Origin of the sequence: Streptomyces halobius (assembly GCF_023277745.1) — a bacterium.
GTDB classification, from domain to species: domain Bacteria; phylum Actinomycetota; class Actinomycetes; order Streptomycetales; family Streptomycetaceae; genus Streptomyces; species Streptomyces halobius.
The window spans coordinates 8,275,107-8,292,603 of the sequence record NZ_CP086322.1 but is presented as its reverse complement, the minus strand read 5'-3'; the positions used below and the strand labels follow the sequence as shown (position 1 = coordinate 8,292,603).

The following is a 17,497-nucleotide window of genomic DNA, read 5'->3' as shown; positions in this document are numbered from 1 at the left end:
CAGCGCGGCCGCCCGGCCGGAGCCGTTCGCCCGGGCGCATCAACTACCTGGGCAGGACACCACTTCAGCTACTTCAGCGCTTCAGCTACTCCAACTACGCAAGTTGCTCCAGTTACTCCTGCTGCTCCGGCTACTTCAGCCATTCCTGCTACGCCAGCGTCTTCAGCGCCCCCGCGTCGTACGGCTTCAGCTCCTCGAACCGGTCCCCCAGGACCTTCGCCGCCCACTCCGGGTCCTGGAGCAGGGCGCGGCCGACGGCGACCAGGTCGAACTCGTCGCGCTCCAGGCGGTCGAGGAGGTTGTCGATGCTGCCGACCGCGGCACCCTCGCCCGCGAACGCACGGATGAAGTCGCCGTCGAGGCCTACCGAGCCGACGGTGATGGTGGGCCTGCCGGTGAGCTTCTTGGTCCAGCCCGCCAGGTTCAGGTCCGAGCCGTCGAACTCCGGGAGCCAGTAGCGGCGGGTGGAGGCGTGGAAGGCGTCGACGCCGGCCGCGGCGAGCGGGGTCAGGATCGCCTCCAGCTCCTCCGGGGTCTCGGCGAGCCTCGCGTCGTACGCCTCCTGCTTCCACTGCGAGTAGCGGAAGATCACCGGGAAGTCGGGCGAGACGGTCTCGCGGACCGCGGCCACGATCTCGGCAGCGAACGTCGTACGGGCCACGGGGTCGCCGCCGTAGGCATCGGTGCGGCGGTTCGTCCTCGCCCACAGGAACTGGTCGAGGAGGTAGCCGTGGGCGCCGTGCAGTTCGACGCCGTCGAAGCCGGTGCGCTCGGCGGCCGCGGCGGCCTCGGCGAAGGCGCCGATGACATCGTCCAGGTCGCGCCGGGTCATCGCCTTGCCGGTGCCCTCGGTGCCGTCGACGCGGATGCCGGAGGGGCCGACGGCGGGGGCGTCGGCGCAGGGCGCATCGCCCTGCTTGCGGACCATGCCGATGTGCCACAGCTGCGGCACGATCGTGCCGCCCGCCGCGTGTACGGCTTCGGCGACCTTCGCCCACCCCGCGAGCTGTTCCTCGCCGTGGAACCGCGGCACACGGTCGCTGGACCCGGCCGACTCGTGACCGACGTAGGTCCCCTCGGTGACGATCAGGCCCACACCGGCGGCGGCGCGCCGGGCGTAGTACGACCGCACGTCCTCACCGGGGACGCCGCCCGGGGAGAACATGCGGGTCATCGGCGCCATCGCGATGCGGTTGGGGACGGTCAGGCCGTTCAGCGTGACGGGCCGGGACAGGATCTCGGCCACGCGGGAGGCGGAGGACGCGGTGACGGTCACGGGAGTGCTCCTCGTAGGTACCAGGCCGTATGTGCAACGGGCATTGAATGCGCGTGAGGAGCAACCGTCCCGGCGGTCGCGGCATTCCGCCCGTCCTGCGAGTCGCTCTGTGATCCCGGACACGCGCCCAGCGCCAGGGGCGGCCAGGGCTCCTGCGGCCGGACACCCAACACCTACCACCCAACACCGAACACCGAGGAGCGTCGCGGGTGTTGCCGTGCGGAGCCGATCCGGCGATCCGAGTCCGCCGCGCGCGTGCAGAGCCGATCCGAGTCCGCCGCCCGGTCGTCAGCTCGCGCTCGACGCGGCGTCGCCTTCGGCGTCCGTCAGGTGGAGGTGACGGGAAGGACTGCGCTCAGCAGGCGCTGGAAGGAGCGCCGGTCCTCCTCTCCGAGGTTTTCCAGCCCCGTGAGGTTGGACATCAGCTCGGAGCGGATGCGCCGAACGGTCTCCTCGCCCTGCTCGGTCAGCATCACCCTCTTGACCCGCCGGTCAGCAGGATCGGGCTCCCGGCGCACCAGACCACGCGCCGCCAAGCGGTCGACGATGCCGGTGACGTTCGAGGCATCGCAGGCCAGCAGGTCGGCGAGGGTCCGCATCGGCATCGGCCGCCGCAGCAGGCCGAGCATCTTGCCCTGCATCAGGGTGAGATCACATTCCGCCGCCACGGCTGCGAAGTTCCGGTAGTAGAGGGCCGCCGCCTGCGCGAGCTGGTCCATCAGCTGTGCGGGCGTGGGCGCGGGAGCCGTCGGCGGGGAGACCGGTGGCGGTGCGGGCGGCTTCGGGCGACTCATGGCTCCAGCCTAGGCGAAATTATTTGACTGCTCAATCATTGAGATTCTACCTTCATCTCATTGCTTGAGGTCCTCAATCATGTAAGGCTTCAATCTCTGCTTCGACCTCCTGGTCGGGTGGGCCGTTCGCCACCACCGTCCCGGTCGCCGCCGGCGAGCCCGTCGGTCGGCGGCTGAGGCTGTTCACGCCGAGCTCTGACCACCCCGGTCCGCCGCCCCCCGCACCACGTCACCACACATCGCCACACGTCATTCAGGAGCACCACCATGCCCTCCGCGCTCTTCGTCGTCACCGGAGCCGACCACTGGACTCTCGCCGACGGCACCCCGCACCCGACCGGCTACTGGGCCGAGGAGCTGGCCGAGCCGCACCGGATCTTCCGTGAGGCGGGCTACGAGATCACCATCGCCACCCCCGGCGGTGTCCCCGCCCCTGTCGACCAGGGCAGCCTGAGCGCGGCAGCGAACGGCGGCACCGAGCCCGCCGCCGCCATCAGCGCGTACCTCGACGCGATCCGCGAGGGACTCGACGCTCCGGCCAAGCTGGAGGACATCGACCCCGACGCCTACGACCTGGTCTTCTACCCCGGCGGCCACGGCCCGATGGAGGACCTCGCGGTCAACGAGCACTCCGGCCGGATCCTCACCCACGCCCTCGACTCGGGCAGGCCGCTGGGGGTGGTCTGCCACGCCCCCGCCGCACTCCTCGCCGCCCGCCGCGAGGACGGCAGCTGGCCTTTCGCCGGCTACCGGATGACGTCCTTCACCAACACGGAGGAGGCCGCCGTCGGTCTCGCCGCCGAGGCCCCGTGGCTGGTCCAGGACCGCCTGGTCGAGCTCGGCGCCGTGGAGGCCGCCCCCTTCACCCCGCACACCGTGACCGACCGCAACCTGCACACCGGTCAGAACCCTGGCTCCTCCGCGGCCCTGGCCCGCACGCTCGTCGACGCCCTGTCCACCGACCCGGCGACGGTGGCGGCACGCCTGCGGACCACCTTCGACACCGGCCGCACCAAGCCGCTCGCCTGGCGCCTCGGCCGGCTGAGCGCCCTGCGCGCGCTGCTCACCGAGCAGTCCGACGTCCTCCTCGACGCCCTGCACGCCGACCTCGGCAAGGGGCCCGCCGAGGCGTACCGGACCGAGATCGGCTTCACCCTCAACGAGCTCGACCACACGGTGGAGCACCTGGAGGAATGGCTGCGGCCGAAGCCGGCCGCGGTTCCCGACGCCTTCCGCCCCGCCGATGCCCGGGTGGTCCGCGATCCGCTCGGCGTCGTGCTGATCATCGCTCCGTGGAACTACCCGCTCCAGCTGGTCCTCACCCCGCTGGTGGGTGCCCTCGCGGCCGGCAACACCGCCGTGGTCAAGCCCAGCGAACTGGCCCCGGCCACGTCGGCCGCGCTGGCCCGGCTGCTGCCCCGCTACCTCGGCCGGGACGCCGTGGCCGTGGTCGAGGGCGCCGTCGCCGAGACCACCGCGCTCTTGGAGCAGCGTTTCGACCACGTCTTCTACACGGGCAACGGAACGGTCGGGCGGATCGTCATGACGGCCGCGGCCCGGCACCTCACCCCCGTCACCCTCGAACTCGGCGGGAAGAGCCCGGTCGTGGTCGAGCCGGGTGCCGACCTGGCCGCCACCGCCCAGCGGATCGTCCGGGGCAAGTTCCTCAACGCCGGCCAGACCTGCGTCGCCCCCGACTACCTCCTCGCCGTCGGCGACACCGCCGCCGAACTCGAAACGCAGCTGGCCCTCGCGGTCCGCGCGGCGTACGGCGACGACCCGGCGGCCGCCCCCGAATACGGACGGATCGTCAACGAGCGGCACCTCGACCGGCTCACCGCCCTGCTCGGCTCCGGACGCGTCGTCACCGGCGGCGACCACGACCGCGCGAGTCGCTACCTCGCCCCCACCGTGCTGGCCGATGTCTCCCCCGACGCCCCCGTGATGCAGGAGGAGATCTTCGGCCCGATCCTGCCGGTCGTCACCGTGCCCGACCTCGACGCCGCGATCGCCTTCATCAACGAGCGCGACAAGCCGCTCGCGCTGTATGCCTTCACCGGCTCGGAGCGGACCAAGCAGCGGCTCACGGAGGAAACCTCCTCCGGTGCCCTCGCCTTCGGCCTGCCGGTCTCCCACCTGGCGGTGCCCGAGCTGCCGTTCGGCGGTGTCGGGGAGAGCGGCATGGGCCGCTACCACGGCGAGTACTCCATCGAGACGTTCAGCCACACCAAGGCGATCCTCGACAAGCCGCTGAACTGACCGCCCCGCCGGCCGACCCTTCCAGAGGAACGACACCATGACCTCCTGCCACCCCATCGGCCACCGCGCGGCCGTGGCGGCCGAGACCGCCACGTTCACCGCCGTGCTCAACGGGGCCGACCTGGCGACCCCCGTGCCCACCTGCCCCGGCTGGACGCTGGCCGACCTGGTCAAGCACACCGGCAGCGTGCAGCGCTGGTTCGCCTCCCTGCTGAACGCACACATCCAAAGCCCCCCGCAAAACCACGAGGCAGAACTCCGGCTCCCGGCGAGGACCGACGCCTACCCCGGCTGGCTGGTCGAGAGCGCGGCCGTGGCCGCCGACGCGTTCACCGCCACGGAACCGAACCTGCCGATGTGGGCGTGGGGCGCCGACCAGCATGTCCGCTTCTGGGCGCGCCGGATGCTCTTCGAGACCTTGGTGCACCGGGCCGACGCCGAGCTGGCCCTCGGACTCCGGCCCGCGATCGACCGCGCGCTCGCGGTCGACGGGATCGACGAGTTCCTCGTCAACCTGCCGTTCGCCGCCTTCTTCGCACCCAAGGTGGCCAACCTGCGCGGGACCGGCGAGACCATCCGCTTCCACACCACCGACAAGAACGCCGACTGGCTCGTCAGCCTGAGCCCCGACGGCTTCGGGATCGAACAGGCCGGCGCACCAGCGGACACCACCGCGGACGCGACCGTCCGGGCAACCGCGGCCGACCTCCTGTTGCTGCTCTACGGCCGTCGTCACCACACCACCGGGGCCGTCGAGCACGAGGGCGACCAGGACCTGCTGTTGCACTGGTTCGCCAACTCGGCCTTCTAACCGGTCGTTTCAGGGGTGGGGCGCGAAGGCGTCGCACACACATGACCGGCAGCGAGCCCGGGTCAGGCCCTGACTTGCAGCCCCCAACATGCCCGGCCGCCGCGCCCCGCGCACTCACCGTGCCGGACGCGCCCGGCCGGGCATCCGTCTCAGCCCACCACCGGCGCCGACCGGGCCGCCGTCGCCGCGCCACGTGCCTCCGTCACCGTCGGCGCAGCAACGGCCGTCAGCAGTACGGCGGTTCCGGCCGCGGTCGCCATCGTGAGCCGTTCGCCGAGGAACAGCACCGCGATGGCCGCCGCCGACACCGGCTCGATCAGTGAGATCACCGAAGCGGTCGCGGCGCGCACGGCGGCCAGCCCCGCGAAGTACAGCCCGTAGGCCGGCGCCGTCGGCACGGCCGCGATATAGGCCATCAGGAGGAGGCTGCGGCCCAGGTCGTGTGCCTGGGGCCACAGCCCCTCCGCCGCCGCGAAGGGCAGCAGGCACAGCGCGCCGACCGCGAAGGCGCTGATCGTCGAGGCGCAGTACGCGTACGGCGAGCAGCAGGGCCAGGCCGCCGAGGGTGCGCCAGAAGGTGAGGGAGAGCGGGCCGAGTCCGCTGCCGCGGTAGAGGAGCGCTGCGGCCGCGCCCGCGGTACCCCTGGCGGTCGCGGCGAGCGTGACGTACAACAGCCCCCGGCCTACGGGCAGGGCGGAGGCGGAAGTGGCATGCATGGGAAAGGTGCTCCGGGAAATCCAGGACGGCGCGGTGCGCCGCGGGATGGTCGCGTGGTCCCGTGTGCGGGCAGCGTCGACCGGCTCGGGAACCTTCCCGTGGGGATCCCCCTGCTCGTCCAGAACTTGGGGGAGGGTCTTCCTCGGAGGCCGCCGCCCGCGCTAGGCGGCGGGAGGGAGCAGCACCAGCACAGTCGCATGCATGATCGTGACCTTACGGGGCGGGCGAGCCGGCCGACAAGTCGTTTCCGGAGTGCCCGGAGTGCCCCGAGCACGCGGGGTGCCCGGGGCGCGTCGAGGAGGCGCGGCTCCCCGGGACGGGCGGCTCTCCGGGCGCGGTGGAACCGGCCACCGTCACCGATTCCGTCGACTTCGGCTTGGCCGACTGCGCGATGAAGGCGCCGGCCAGCACCACCGATCCGCCGACGATCTGCGGCGCGGAGAGGTGTTCGCCGAGCAGCACCCAGGCCAGGACCGTAGCGATCACCGCTTCCAGGCAGGCGACCACACCGGCCACCTGCGGGGACAGCATGCGGATCGACACCACGCCGGTGAGATAGGCGAGCACCGTGGCGATCAGCACGATCCATCCGAGGAGCAGTGCGGCGGGCACCATGGTGCCGTTCATGTCCGCGCTGCCGCCGAGCACGGTCCAATCCATGCCCCAGGGCCTGGCGATGAGCGTCAGCACGGCGGCACCGATCAGCAGTCCGTAGGCGCTCACACCGAGCGGATCCACCGCGTCATCGCCGTCGCCGCCGTGGTCGGAGAGCACGAAGTAGCCCACCTGGCAGCAGGCCGCGCCAAGCGCGAGAGCCAACCCGATGACGTCGAAGGCCATCCCGGACCACACCTCGACGACACAGGCCAGCCCACCGACGGCCAGCACGACACCGACCGCCGCGGCGCGGGTCACCGGCCGTTTCTGGACGAAGCGCACCCAGCCCAGGACGAGGGCGGGTGCCAGGTATTCGATGAGCAGCGCGACGCCGACGGGGATACGGGAGAGCGCGGCGAAGTAGCACGCCTGGACACCGGCGACGGCGAGCAGTCCGAAGCCCGCGAGCAGGGTCGGCCGTCGGCGCGGCAGGTCGCGGTGGCGCCAGGCGAGGGGCAGCATGACCAGCGCGGCGCCGGCCACCCTGAGCCAGGTGACGTGCAGCGGTTCGAGTCCGGCCGCGATCAGGGGCTTGGCGGCCACGCCCGAGCCGCCGAACGCGAAGGCGGAGAGCAGCGCGATGGCGAGGGCGCCGCCCCTCCCCCGTGCCGTACCGCCGCCGGGCACCCCCGGCACGGGCCGTTGCTGCTGGGTCTCCACGGACCCTGGAGTTCCGTGGCCCATGGCGGTCACCGGACCGGCCTGCCTCCCCGAAGACGCGTGCATCGGGTCATCATGACAGCCGCCGTCAGCGGCGCCGCCCCCAATACCCCTGTCATTCCTGGCCGGAGGCCTTCCCGTCGAGGCGCGCGGAGAGCACGGCGGGATCGACGGAGGCGCGGCGCAGTACTTCGACGGCCCGGGACTCGGGATCGTCCACCAGGGCGGCAAGCAGGTCGAGACAGCCCGCGCGGGTCGCGTAACGGGCGTGGGCGCGGTCGAGTGCGCCGTCCAGGGCGGCGGCCGCGGCGGGCGACCAGCCGGGCACGCCGCCCTCGGTGACCAGGGGGACGGCGCCGGAGTCCTCGACGGTGCCGTGCCACTGGAGTCCGTAGCCGATGCTGCGCTGGACGAGATAGCCGAGCAGCCGGGCGATCTGCGGCGCGCCGTCGAAGGTGTCGCGTACCGCGGGGTCCGATTCCAGGAGGCCGTGCAGCAGATGCGCGGTGTCCACCTGTCGGTCGCCGTCGCGGGTGGCCCGCCTGCGGGCGGCGGAGACGACTGACGCGAGCTCCACGGTGAGCCGTCCGTCGAGGTCGTCCTGGGCGGAGCCTCCGCCGGTGTACGCAGTACCGTTTTGCACGGTCTCCACCCCACCAGCCCCTGGGGAGCCGAACATCCCCGGAGGGAAGCATTTGCGCATCCCACCCTGGTTGTGGATGCCCGCACCGCATCTCCTCCTCAAGGAGGAGTTCCGCTGCGCGGAGCTGTTCGGCAGCGGCGCCGGGCCTCCGGAAGCCGTCCTGCGGACCGACCCGCCGCAGGCGACCCCTCAGTCCTCTTCCGCCAGGATCAAATACAGCTCCTTGCGCGCCTTGTTGACCACCGCCATGGCCTTCTCCCGCTGCTCGGGAGTGCCGGTGGCCCACACCTGGCGGAATGCCTCCACCAGGCCCCCGCCCGCCTTGCGGATCTCGTTCATCGCCTCCCAGTCGACGCCGCGACCGGCGTCCTCCCAGGGCGCGTCCGAGCCGCTGTCGGCTTCCGTGCGCCCGGAGTCGGTCAGCGAGAAGAGCTTCTTGCCGCCCTCACTGGCACTGGTGATCAACCCCTCGTCCTCCAGGAGCTGGAGGGTCGGGTAGACCGAGCCGGGGCTGGGCTTCCACGCCCCGCCGCTGCGCTCGGCGATCTCCTGGATCATTTCGTAGCCGTGCATCGGACGGTCCTTGAGCAGCGCCAGGATCGAGGCGCGCACATCACCGCGCCGCGCCCGGCCGCGCCCGCCGCTGCGGCCCCGGCCACCGCCGAACGGTCCCCCGAAGGGCGGACCGAACGGCCCGAAGGCGGCGCGCCGACGCTCGAAGCCGCCGGCGAAGTCGCCCCGGCCGCCGTGGCGCCCGGGTCCGCAGTGCTCGTGCCGGTACTCATGTCCGTGGTCGTGTCCTTGGGAACGCATGGCGTCCTCCTTCTGATTGACCGGCCTCATCGGCCGGGCGTCGATCCGAGTCCTGAATGTTCCAGTGGCCGAAAGCCAGAGGGCCAGGGGCCCAAGCGATCAACCCCCTGACCGATCGGCCACCATCGTTGACCGATCGCGATGCCTCAACGATATATCGCAACTGTTCGCCGAGCAATCCCGAGCACCCCCTTCCGGGGCCAATTTCCCGAGATTGGCCTTGGCCTGCGGTTTTGTGCCGCCCCTACGCTCCCGGCCATGAGAATTCGCATCGTCGACGCCTTCACGGAGCGTCCGTTCGCCGGCAACCCCGCGGGAGTCGTACTCCTCGACTCCGACGCCTTCCCCGACGACGCCTGGCTCCAGGAGGTCGCCACCGAGGTCAACCTCTCCGAGACCGCCTTCGCGCACCCGCTGCCCGCAGGCGGCGACGCCGACTGGGCGCTGCGCTGGCTGACGCCCGCCGCCGAGGTGAACATGTGCGGGCACGCCACCCTGGCCGCCGCGCACGTCCTGCACACCACCGGGACGGACACCGGCACGGTCCGCTTCCGCACCCGGAGCGGGGTGCTGACCACGACGGCCGGAGACGGCGGAGCGATCTCCATGGACTTCCCGACCGCGCCGCTGACGCCGGTCGAGGTGCCGCCGGTCGTCGCGGACGCGCTGGGCGCCGAGATCCGCTGTGCGCACGACACCGGCCCGAACGTCGGCGATCTGCTCGTCGAGCTGCCCGACGAGAAGTCCGTACGGGCGCTGGCCCCGGACTTCACGGCCCTTGCCGGGCACGGCGGCCGGGGCGTGATCGCCACGGCGCGCGCCGAAGACCCCGACAGCGGCTACGACTTCGTCTCGCGCGGCTTCTTCCCGTACGTGGGCATCGACGAGGATCCCGTGACGGGCAGCGCGCACACCGCGCTCGCCCCGTTCTGGGCGCCGCGCATCGGCCGGAACGCGCTGGTCGGCCGGCAGGGCGGCGCCCGTACCGGCGTCGTACGGGTCGAACTGCGCGGCGAACGTACGCTGCTGACCGGCTCGGCGGTCACCGTCATCGACGGGGAGCTGCTGGCCACCGGGTGAGCCGGGTGGTCCCCGTGGCCGGCAGGCGGCGGGGCCCGAAGCGCGCCCCGCCTCACCACACCCTCACCTCACGGCGTCGGCAACCACCCCACCCGGCCCGCGAGCAGCGCGTAGCCGAGGAACGCCACGACGTCGATCAGGGCATGCGCGGCGACCAGCGGCCCGACCCGCCCCCATCGCCGGTACAGCAGCACGAAGAGCACGCCCATCACCATGTTGCCGAAGAAGCCGCCGACGCCCTGATAGAGGTGGTACGAGCCGCGCAGCAGCGCGCTGGCCGCCAGCGCCGCCATCGGCGCCCACCCCAACTGCCCCAGCCTGCGCAGCAGATACCCGACGACGATGACCTCCTCCAGCACGGCGTTCTGCACCGCGGAGGCGATCAGTACCGGAATCTTCCACCACACGTCGGGCAGCGCTTCGGGCACCACCGTCAGATTGAATCCGGCCGCCCGCGCGCCCAGATAGAGCAGCAGTCCGCTGCCGCCGATGACGGCCGCCAGCGCGGTACCCCGGCCCAGGTCGAAGCCGGGACGCCCCCGGTCGAAGCCCACCGCGCGCAGCCCACCGGCCCGTTCCCTCATCAGCAGATGCGCCACCAGCACCACGGGCACCAGCGCGGTCGCGATACCGAACAGCTGCCAGGCGAGATCCAGCCATGGCCGGCCGGGCGCGTGCGACCCGTTGAGCGTCGCCGCCTGGTCCTTGAGGCCACCGGGCTCGGTCACCGAACCGATGAAGCTGATGACCGCCGACACCGCGCTGGCCCCCAGCGAGAGGGCCAGCACGATCAGCGTCTCACTGCGCAGAACGCGCCGGGCAGGCCCTTCGGCCACCCCCGCGCCACCCCCCGATCCAGGACCCTGACCTGGAACATCCCCATCGGCCACCGGACTTGACTCCGACTGCACGGCTTCCTCCACTTCCGCGATACCGCCGCTTCGTCACCACCGCCCCGCCAGGGTCTCGACAGCGGGTACGAAGATCACGCGCGACAGGCCGGGAATGGACGCTGGACGCTCCAGCTTGCCCGACGCCTCCGGACCTGAGCACACGGGGGCCGGACCGGTGCCTGCCGCCGCACCGAGCCGCTCCGGACCGAACCGGCCGGGCGGTCCGAGGAACTGCCAGGACGAACTGCCCGGAGGATCGCTGCGGAGCACGATCGGCGAGATCGGCGCCGCCCCCAGGACTCCAGGGCGGTACGGGCCGGTCACGGACCTGGCTTGACTGACCGGCCCCCTTGACGTGCCGGCACCGGGCAGGCGTCGGTCCGTACGCGTCAGCCGAAGCCCGTCCCAAAGCAGCCCTGCCCCGTAGGGCGCATCAGCCAAAGCCCGGCGCCAAGGCGCCCCTGCCCCACAGGGCGAAATCTGGCCCACACAACGGAGCCTGACCCGTACGGCGAAGCCCGCCCCGCACCCCGGCCTACGCCCCCTCAACCACCCGCCGCGCCTCCGGCACCATCGGCCGGCCGACCGCCCAGGCGAGCGGCCAGGTGTGCACCGGCTCCCCGGTCAGCATCAGCTCGCTGTAGCGCCTCGTCATCGCGGCGAGCGCGGCGTCCCGTCCGAGACCGTGGTGCACCGCGTGGTGGTAGGCGGCGGCCTGCCAGGACGCCCCGTTCACTCGGCGTGCGCAGCGCCCTTCGATGATGCCCAGGTAGTGGTCGCGGTCGGCCGGTTCGACGCCCCAGGCGTCCAGCCCGGCGGCGGCCAGCGGCAGCAGTTCCTGGCGTACGAGCCGTACGGCGGGGATCTCGGCGACGCCTCCGCCGCGCCCGGAGCGCGGCCAGCGGAGGGCCGCGTCGATGCCGTTCTTGCAGGCGGTGTCGAAGTTCTCGGCCGCGGCGGCGAACGGCAGCCGGGTCCAGACGGGCCGCGGTTGATCGGCCAGAGCGCGCACCAGGCCGTAGTAGAAGGCCGTGTTGGCGATGACGTCGGCGATGGTGGGGCCGGCCGGCAGGACCCGGTTCTCGACCCGCAGGTGTGCGACGCCGTCGGCGACCGCGTAGACGGGGCGGTTCCACCGGTAGATGGTGCCGTTGTGCAGGACCAGTTCGGCCAGGTCGGGCGCCCCGCCCTCGTCGAGGACCCGCAGCGGCTCCTGCGGTCCGCAGAACGGCAGCAGCGGCGGGAAGTAGCGCACGTTCTCCTCGAAGAGGTCGTATACGGAGTCGATCCAGCGTTCCCCGAACCAGGTGCGGGGGCGCACTCCCTGGGCCTTGAGTTCGGGCGCCCGGGTGTCGGTGGACTGCTGGAAGACCGGCGGCCGGGACTCGCGCCACAGCTCGCGCCCGAAGACGAAGGGCGCGTTGGCACCGACCGCCACCTGCACCGCGGCGACGGCCTGTGCGGCGTTCCAGACGGCGGCGAAGCGGCCCGGCGTCACCTGGAGGTGCAGCTGCACCGAGGTGCAGGCGGCCTCCGGCGCTATCGACGGCGAGCGGGCCAGCAGATGTTCGACGCCCTGGATGTCGATCGCGAAGTCCTCGCCCCGGGCTGCCCGCATCTGGTCGTTGAGCAGCACATAGCGGTCGCTCTCGGAGATGCTGGCGGCGGTGAGGTCGGCGGCGGTCAGGGTCGGCAGTATCCCGATCATCACGATCCGGGCGGCGACCTCGCGGGCTTTCCGGTCGGCGTAGGCGAGCCCGGTACGGAGTTCCTCGGCGAGCTGGTCGAGGACACGGCCGCACAAACGGTGCGGCATGACGTTGACCTCCAGATTGCACTGGGCGAGTTCGGTCTGGAAATCACGGCTGGCGATACGGTCGAGCACCTGGGAGTTCATCATGCGGGGCAGCCCGTCGGCACCCGCCAGATTCAGCTCGATCTCCAGGCCCATCAGGTTTCTTGGCCGGTCGAACCGCTTCTCCGCCAGCATCCTGCGCAAGGCCTCAAGACACTCGTGAAGCTTTCTTCGACAACGCTCCCGGTCCGCCAGATCGATCCCGTCCGCGGCGACCTTCTCCCCCATCGAAGGGTCCCTCCTTGAGTGAACGGCCCGCAGCCACGGGCCGCTTGGGGCCGCCCCGGCGCCGCCGGGGCACGCGCTACGGTCGATGATGCCCCGGTGATCTGATCGATAACGCCTCACCGGCGGCCCGGTACCGATAGGCTCGAATCAACGGAGTTACCAGCGGCCCCAGGGGCATATCTCGGTGGCAATAGCCGCCCACATTTCCCGGGTGAAAATCGCCGGCGAGATCCGGCCTACCACACCGTCGAAAGAATACGAGGTGGCGCCTCAAAAGCCCCGTACAAAAAGGGGGAAAACACCTCGGCCAGGAGTCCGGATTCCGCCTTGTCGGAAATCCGCACGGAAGCTAGCCGAAACATATTGAGAACATACGTCGTATAATCTCCCTTCACGAGGCAGAGACTTGGCGCCCAGTTCGCGGTGATCTCACCGATGCCGGGGCACAGCGGCCGACCCCGCCGCGCCGGAGCCCCGGCCGGCCCTGCTCTGACCCCGCACGCTGACAGCGCCGTCCGCACCTGCCCAGCACCACCGTGTCTCCGAAGTGAGAGGCGACCCATCATGCCGCTGCATGTTCCCCCCGCTCCCGCGCCCGCCCTGCGCAGCGTTCTCGCCGCCCTCGGCTCGCCCACCGCCGTCCGCGAGGCCCCCGTCTCCGGCCTGCGCGCCCATCAGGGCCCGCTGAGCCCGGACCGCCCGCTGCCCGTACACGTCTGGGACGACGTCCGGCGCCATACGGACGGCCCGCCGCGCACCCGTCTGGTCGGCTGGCGTTTCCAGATCCGCGGCGGGGACCGTGCCGTGGCGACCGCCGAGGCCCGGCTCACCGCCGACGGCTGGACGTTCTCGCACATCTGCGGCGGTCCCTATGTCGCCGCGACCGAACGGGCCCTGCAGCAGGCCGAGTCGCTGACGGTGCCGTGCCAGCCGCGGTTGCTGTCCGTACCGGAGCTCTACATGCTGACCCTGTGGCTGCACCACGACATCGACTCGGACGGCTCCGACGGCATGCCCGACCCCGGTGATCTGCTGGTGCCGTTGGCACCCGCGCCGCCGGGCATCGCCGCCCACCACCCGCAGCGCGTCGCCGACCTGCTCCCCCAGCTGACGCTCCGTCTCACTCCGGCCCCACTGCTGGGTTCACCGGCCGCCTGACCCCACGGTGCCGCCGCGGACCCGCGGGCCGACGCACCCGGCGTACGCCGTCTCGCAGGAGCGTGCCCCGCGACCCCTTCCGGCCGCGGGGCGCTCCGCTGTTCTCACCCGCGCGGGCCGGCCCACGGTTACCACTACCGACCGCCTACGGGAGGTACGGATCGGGGAGCAACCGCCCGCACGGGTGATGCGTCCCTATCGAGTGAGTACTGCTGCTGCGAAATCCCTGCGGAATCTCCTCCGTAGGGCAACACTGGGACCGATCGATGAAACGGGGGAGCGGCCATGACGACCACATCGAGCCGCGAGACGTTCACCACACCGCAGCGAAAGACAACTTCCATGTGTCAGCACCAACCGCCCTGCCCGTCCGCAGACTCCTCCGACCGGGAGGCCGCACACCCTGTGGCATACCACCCGGAGCAGGGCTGGAGCCTGCTGTGCAACGGCGTCCTGCTCTTCGAGGACACCGGTGAGCTGCTGCCGAACGGGCAGGTCATCGCCCCGCACCGGCCGCTCGGCGGCGCACGGGTCGTCACCGCGGCCTGACTCGCGCACAGCCCAAAACGTCAAGGGCCCCCGGCACACTGCCGGGGGCCCTTGACGTTGTCCGGACGGATCAGCCGTTGTCCGGACGGATCAGCCGTCGTACTCGTCCACCGGGGGGCACGAGCAGACGAGGTTACGGTCGCCGTAGGCACCGTCGATCCGGCGCACCGGCGGCCAGTACTTCTCCGCGGCCACGACACCGGCCGGGAAGACGGCCTCCTCGCGGCTGTAGGGGTGCGTCCACTCGCCGGCCAGCGCGTCCGCGGTGTGCGGGGCGTTGCGCAGCGGGTTGTCGTCCTCGTCCCACTCCCCCGAGCCGACCTTCTCGATCTCCGCACGGATCGCGATCATGGCATCGCAGAAGCGGTCCAGCTCGCCGAGGTCCTCGCTCTCGGTCGGCTCGATCATCAGCGTGCCGGCCACGGGGAAGGACATCGTCGGCGCGTGGAATCCGTAGTCGATCAGACGCTTGGCGACATCGTCGATGCTCACCCCGGTCGCCTTGGTCAGCGGCCGGACGTCGATGATGCACTCGTGGGCGACCAGACCGCCGGGGCCGGTGTAGAGCACCGGGTAGTGCGGCTCCAGGCGCTTGGCGATGTAGTTGGCGCTGAGCACCGCGACCTGCGTGGCGCGCGTGAGGCCCTCGCCGCCCATCAGCCGGACGTACGCCCAGGAGATCGGCAGGATCCCGGCCGAGCCCCAGGGGGCCGCGGAGATCGGTCCGACGCCGGTCTCGGGGCCCGCGGTGGGCTGGAGCGGGTGGTTGGGGAGATACGGCGCCAGGTGGGCGCGTACGCCGACCGGGCCGACGCCGGGGCCGCCGCCGCCGTGCGGGATGCAGAACGTCTTGTGCAGGTTGAGGTGCGAGACGTCGCCGCCGAACGTGCCGGGCTCGGCGAGGCCGACCAGCGCGTTGAGGTTGGCGCCGTCGACGTAGACCTGGCCGCCGGCGTCGTGCACCGCGGCGCAGATCTGGGTGATGTGCTCCTCGAACACGCCATGGGTGGACGGGTAGGTGACCATCAGGACCGCGAGCTCGTCGCGGTGCTCCTCGATCTTGGCGTGCAGATCGTCGGTGTCCACCTCGCCGTCCTCGCCGGTCTGGACGACGACGACCTTCATCCCGGCCATCACGGCGCTGGCGGCGTTGGTGCCGTGCGCGGAGGACGGGATCAGGCAGACGGTGCGCTGCTCGTCGCCGTTGGCGCGGTGGTAGGCGCGGACCGCCAGCAGGCCGGCCAGCTCGCCCTGGGAGCCGGCGTTCGGCTGGATGGAGACCTTGTCGTAGCCGGTGACGGTGGCCAGCCGCTCCTCCAGCTCCTGGATCAGCGTGAGGTAGCCCTGAGCCTGGGCGGCCGGCGCGAACGGGTGCAGCCCGCCGAACGCGGGCCAGGTGACCGGCTCCATCTCGGTGGTGGCGTTCAGCTTCATCGTGCAGGAGCCGAGCGGGATCATGCCGCGGTCCAGCGCGTAGTCCTTGTCGGCGAGTGTGCGCAGGTAGCGCAGCATCGCGGTCTCGGAACGGTGCTGGTGGAAGACCGGGTGGGCGAGGTACTCGTCGGTGCGCAGCAGCACCCGCGGCAGCGCGTCGGCGGCGGCCGCGTCCAGCTGCTCGATGTCGGCCTGGATGCCGAAGGCACCCCAGACGCCAGCCAGCTGCGCGCGCCCGGTGGTCTCGTCGCAGGCGATACCGACCAGGTCGGCGTCGACCTGGCGGAGGTTGACGCCGGCCTCGCGGGCGGCGGCGACGACCTCGGCGGCCCGGCCGGGCACCCGGGCGGTCAGCGTGTCGAAGAAGCTGTCGTGCACGATCTCCACGCCGCCGGCCCGCAGGCCCTCGGCGAGGATGGTGGCGTAGCGGTGGGTGCGCCGTGCGATGACCTGGAGGCCCTCGGGGCCGTGGTAGACGGCGTACATGCCGGCCATGACGGCCAGCAGCACCTGCGCGGTGCAGATGTTGCTGGTGGCCTTCTCGCGGCGGATGTGCTGCTCGCGGGTCTGCAGGGCGAGGCGGTACGCCTTGTTGCCGTCGGCGTCGACGGAGACGCCCACCAGGCGGCCCGGCAGGCTGCGGGCGAACTTCTCGCGTACGGCCATGAAGCCGGCGTGCGGTCCGCCGAAGCCCATCGGCACGCCGAACCGCTGGCTGGTGCCGACGGCGATGTCCGCGCCGAGCTCTCCGGGCGAGGCCAGCAGCGTCAGCGCGAGCAGGTCGGCGGCGACGGTGACGACCGCGCCGAGCTCCTGGGCCTGCGCTATGAGGGCGCGCGGGCCACGCACCGCGCCGGACGCGCCCGGGTACTGCAGCAGCATGCCGAAGACGCCGCGCTCGGCCATCTCCGCGGGGATGCCGTCGGTGAGATCCGCGACGACGACCTCGACGCCGGTCGGTTCGGCGCGGGTCCGGAGCACGGCGATGGTCTGCGGCAGACAGTCGGCGTCGACCAGGAAGACGCCCTGCTTGACCTTGCCGACGCGGCGGGAGAGGGCCATCGCCTCGGCGGCGGCGGTGCCCTCGTCCAGGAGGGAGGCGCCGGAGGTGGGCAGTCCGGTCAGGTCGGCGACCATCGTCTGGAAGTTGAGCAGCGCCTCCAGACGCCCCTGCGAGATCTCCGGCTGGTAGGGCGTGTACGCCGTGTACCAGGCGGGGTTCTCCATGACGTTGCGCAGGATCACCGGCGGTGTGAACGTGCCGTGGTAGCCAAGGCCGATCATGGACGACAGGACCTGGTTGCGGTCCGCGAGCCCGCGGAGCTCGTCCAGGACCTCGGTCTCGGAACGGCCCTGCGGCAGGCCGAGCGCCTCCGCACTCTTGATCACGTCGGGTACGGCCGTCGCGGTGAGCTCGTCCAGCGATCCGAATCCGATGTGCGCGAGCATCTTCGCCTGCGCCTCGTGGTCGGGACCTATGTGCCGGTGCTCGAAGGGCGTGCCGCGCTCCAGCTCGGTCAAGGAGATGCGATTGGTGGTCATCTGCGGGGGCCTCCTGGTCGATGCGACCTACGAGGGGCACCACGGCGCGGGTGCCCGGACGGCCTCCCCCTCTGTCATCTCAACCTGAGAGCTTCACCGGCCCGCGCGCCGCGGCCCGGCTTTCACC

At 71.7% G+C, this 17,497-nt stretch carries 14 protein-coding genes and 2 pseudogenes; 6 read left to right on the top strand and 10 right to left on the bottom strand.

All coding sequences use genetic code 11. From position 1 onward, the window contains the following. Positions 1 to 148: 148 nt before the first annotated feature. Positions 149 to 1,276 carry an NADH:flavin oxidoreductase gene (locus K9S39_RS37620; protein WP_248867783.1) on the bottom strand — a complete coding sequence of 376 codons (1,128 nt, stop codon included), beginning with the start codon at positions 1,274 to 1,276 and terminating at the stop codon, positions 149 to 151. A gap of 326 nt (positions 1,277 to 1,602) precedes the next feature. Beyond that, positions 1,603 to 2,070 (bottom strand): MarR family winged helix-turn-helix transcriptional regulator, encoded by a 468-nt coding sequence (locus K9S39_RS37615; RefSeq protein WP_248867782.1) that lies wholly within the window; start codon positions 2,068 to 2,070, stop codon positions 1,603 to 1,605. Between the two features lie 267 nt (positions 2,071 to 2,337). Between K9S39_RS37615 and K9S39_RS37610 the strand changes: the two are divergent. The 3 genes and pseudogenes from K9S39_RS37610 to K9S39_RS37600 form a co-directional block, all read left to right on the top strand. Further along, positions 2,338 to 3,024: pseudogene (locus K9S39_RS37610) on the top strand (type 1 glutamine amidotransferase domain-containing protein); the annotation flags it as partial. Continuing rightward, positions 2,998 to 4,329, top strand: a complete 1,332-nt coding sequence (locus K9S39_RS37605) for an aldehyde dehydrogenase family protein (protein WP_406708187.1) — start codon at positions 2,998 to 3,000, stop codon at positions 4,327 to 4,329. The pseudogene K9S39_RS37610 and the gene K9S39_RS37605, both read left to right, overlap by 27 nt. A gap of 37 nt (positions 4,330 to 4,366) precedes the next feature. Further along, on the top strand, positions 4,367 to 5,140 hold the full coding sequence (locus tag K9S39_RS37600; protein WP_248867781.1) for a maleylpyruvate isomerase family mycothiol-dependent enzyme: 774 nt from the start codon (positions 4,367 to 4,369) through the stop codon (positions 5,138 to 5,140). A 149-nt stretch (positions 5,141 to 5,289) separates the two neighbouring features. Here the strand turns inward: K9S39_RS37600 and K9S39_RS37595 are convergent. The 4 genes and pseudogenes from K9S39_RS37595 to K9S39_RS37580 form a co-directional block, all read right to left on the bottom strand. Then, positions 5,290 to 5,857: pseudogene (locus K9S39_RS37595) on the bottom strand (EamA family transporter). Between the two features lie 214 nt (positions 5,858 to 6,071). After that, positions 6,072 to 7,241 carry an EamA family transporter gene (locus tag K9S39_RS37590; RefSeq protein WP_248867780.1) on the bottom strand — a complete coding sequence of 390 codons (1,170 nt, stop codon included), beginning with the start codon at positions 7,239 to 7,241 and terminating at the stop codon, positions 6,072 to 6,074. Between the two features lie 49 nt (positions 7,242 to 7,290). Then, positions 7,291 to 7,818 (bottom strand): Clp protease N-terminal domain-containing protein, encoded by a 528-nt coding sequence (locus tag K9S39_RS37585; protein WP_248867779.1) that lies wholly within the window; start codon positions 7,816 to 7,818, stop codon positions 7,291 to 7,293. 189 nt (positions 7,819 to 8,007) lie between these two features. Continuing rightward, a complete protein-coding gene (locus K9S39_RS37580) occupies positions 8,008 to 8,631 on the bottom strand; it encodes a PadR family transcriptional regulator (protein WP_248867778.1) in 624 nt (207 codons plus the stop codon). A 258-nt stretch (positions 8,632 to 8,889) separates the two neighbouring features. On the opposite strand from K9S39_RS37580, the gene K9S39_RS37575 reads away from it, so the two are divergent. Further along, positions 8,890 to 9,711, top strand: coding sequence for a PhzF family phenazine biosynthesis protein (locus K9S39_RS37575; RefSeq protein ID WP_248867777.1), 822 nt, complete (start codon positions 8,890 to 8,892; stop codon positions 9,709 to 9,711). Positions 9,712 to 9,779: 68 nt separating this feature from the next. Here K9S39_RS37575 and K9S39_RS37570 read toward each other — a convergent pair whose 3' ends face one another. From K9S39_RS37570 to K9S39_RS37560, 3 genes are all read right to left on the bottom strand, one after another. Next, a complete protein-coding gene (locus tag K9S39_RS37570; protein ID WP_406708080.1) occupies positions 9,780 to 10,547 on the bottom strand; it encodes a CPBP family intramembrane glutamic endopeptidase in 768 nt (255 codons plus the stop codon). 108 nt (positions 10,548 to 10,655) lie between these two features. After that, complete coding sequence (locus K9S39_RS37565) at positions 10,656 to 10,928, bottom strand: hypothetical protein (RefSeq protein ID WP_248867775.1); 273 nt, start codon at positions 10,926 to 10,928, stop codon at positions 10,656 to 10,658. Positions 10,929 to 11,139: 211 nt separating this feature from the next. Continuing rightward, positions 11,140 to 12,687, bottom strand: a complete 1,548-nt coding sequence (locus K9S39_RS37560) for a glutamate--cysteine ligase (protein ID WP_248867774.1) — start codon at positions 12,685 to 12,687, stop codon at positions 11,140 to 11,142. A gap of 564 nt (positions 12,688 to 13,251) precedes the next feature. Here K9S39_RS37560 and K9S39_RS37555 point away from each other — a divergent pair. Both K9S39_RS37555 and K9S39_RS37550 read left to right on the top strand, forming a co-directional pair. Beyond that, the gene (locus tag K9S39_RS37555) at positions 13,252 to 13,845 is read left to right on the top strand and encodes a hypothetical protein (RefSeq protein ID WP_248867773.1); all 594 of its coding nucleotides are present in this window, start codon (positions 13,252 to 13,254) and stop codon (positions 13,843 to 13,845) included. A 342-nt stretch (positions 13,846 to 14,187) separates the two neighbouring features. Then, positions 14,188 to 14,394, top strand: coding sequence for a DUF5999 family protein (locus K9S39_RS37550; RefSeq protein WP_283113597.1), 207 nt, complete (start codon positions 14,188 to 14,190; stop codon positions 14,392 to 14,394). Positions 14,395 to 14,484: 90 nt separating this feature from the next. Here the strand turns inward: K9S39_RS37550 and gcvP are convergent, their stop codons facing one another. Next, positions 14,485 to 17,370 carry an aminomethyl-transferring glycine dehydrogenase gene (gcvP, locus tag K9S39_RS37545; RefSeq protein ID WP_248867771.1) on the bottom strand — a complete coding sequence of 962 codons (2,886 nt, stop codon included), beginning with the start codon at positions 17,368 to 17,370 and terminating at the stop codon, positions 14,485 to 14,487. Positions 17,371 to 17,497 lie beyond the last annotated feature (127 nt).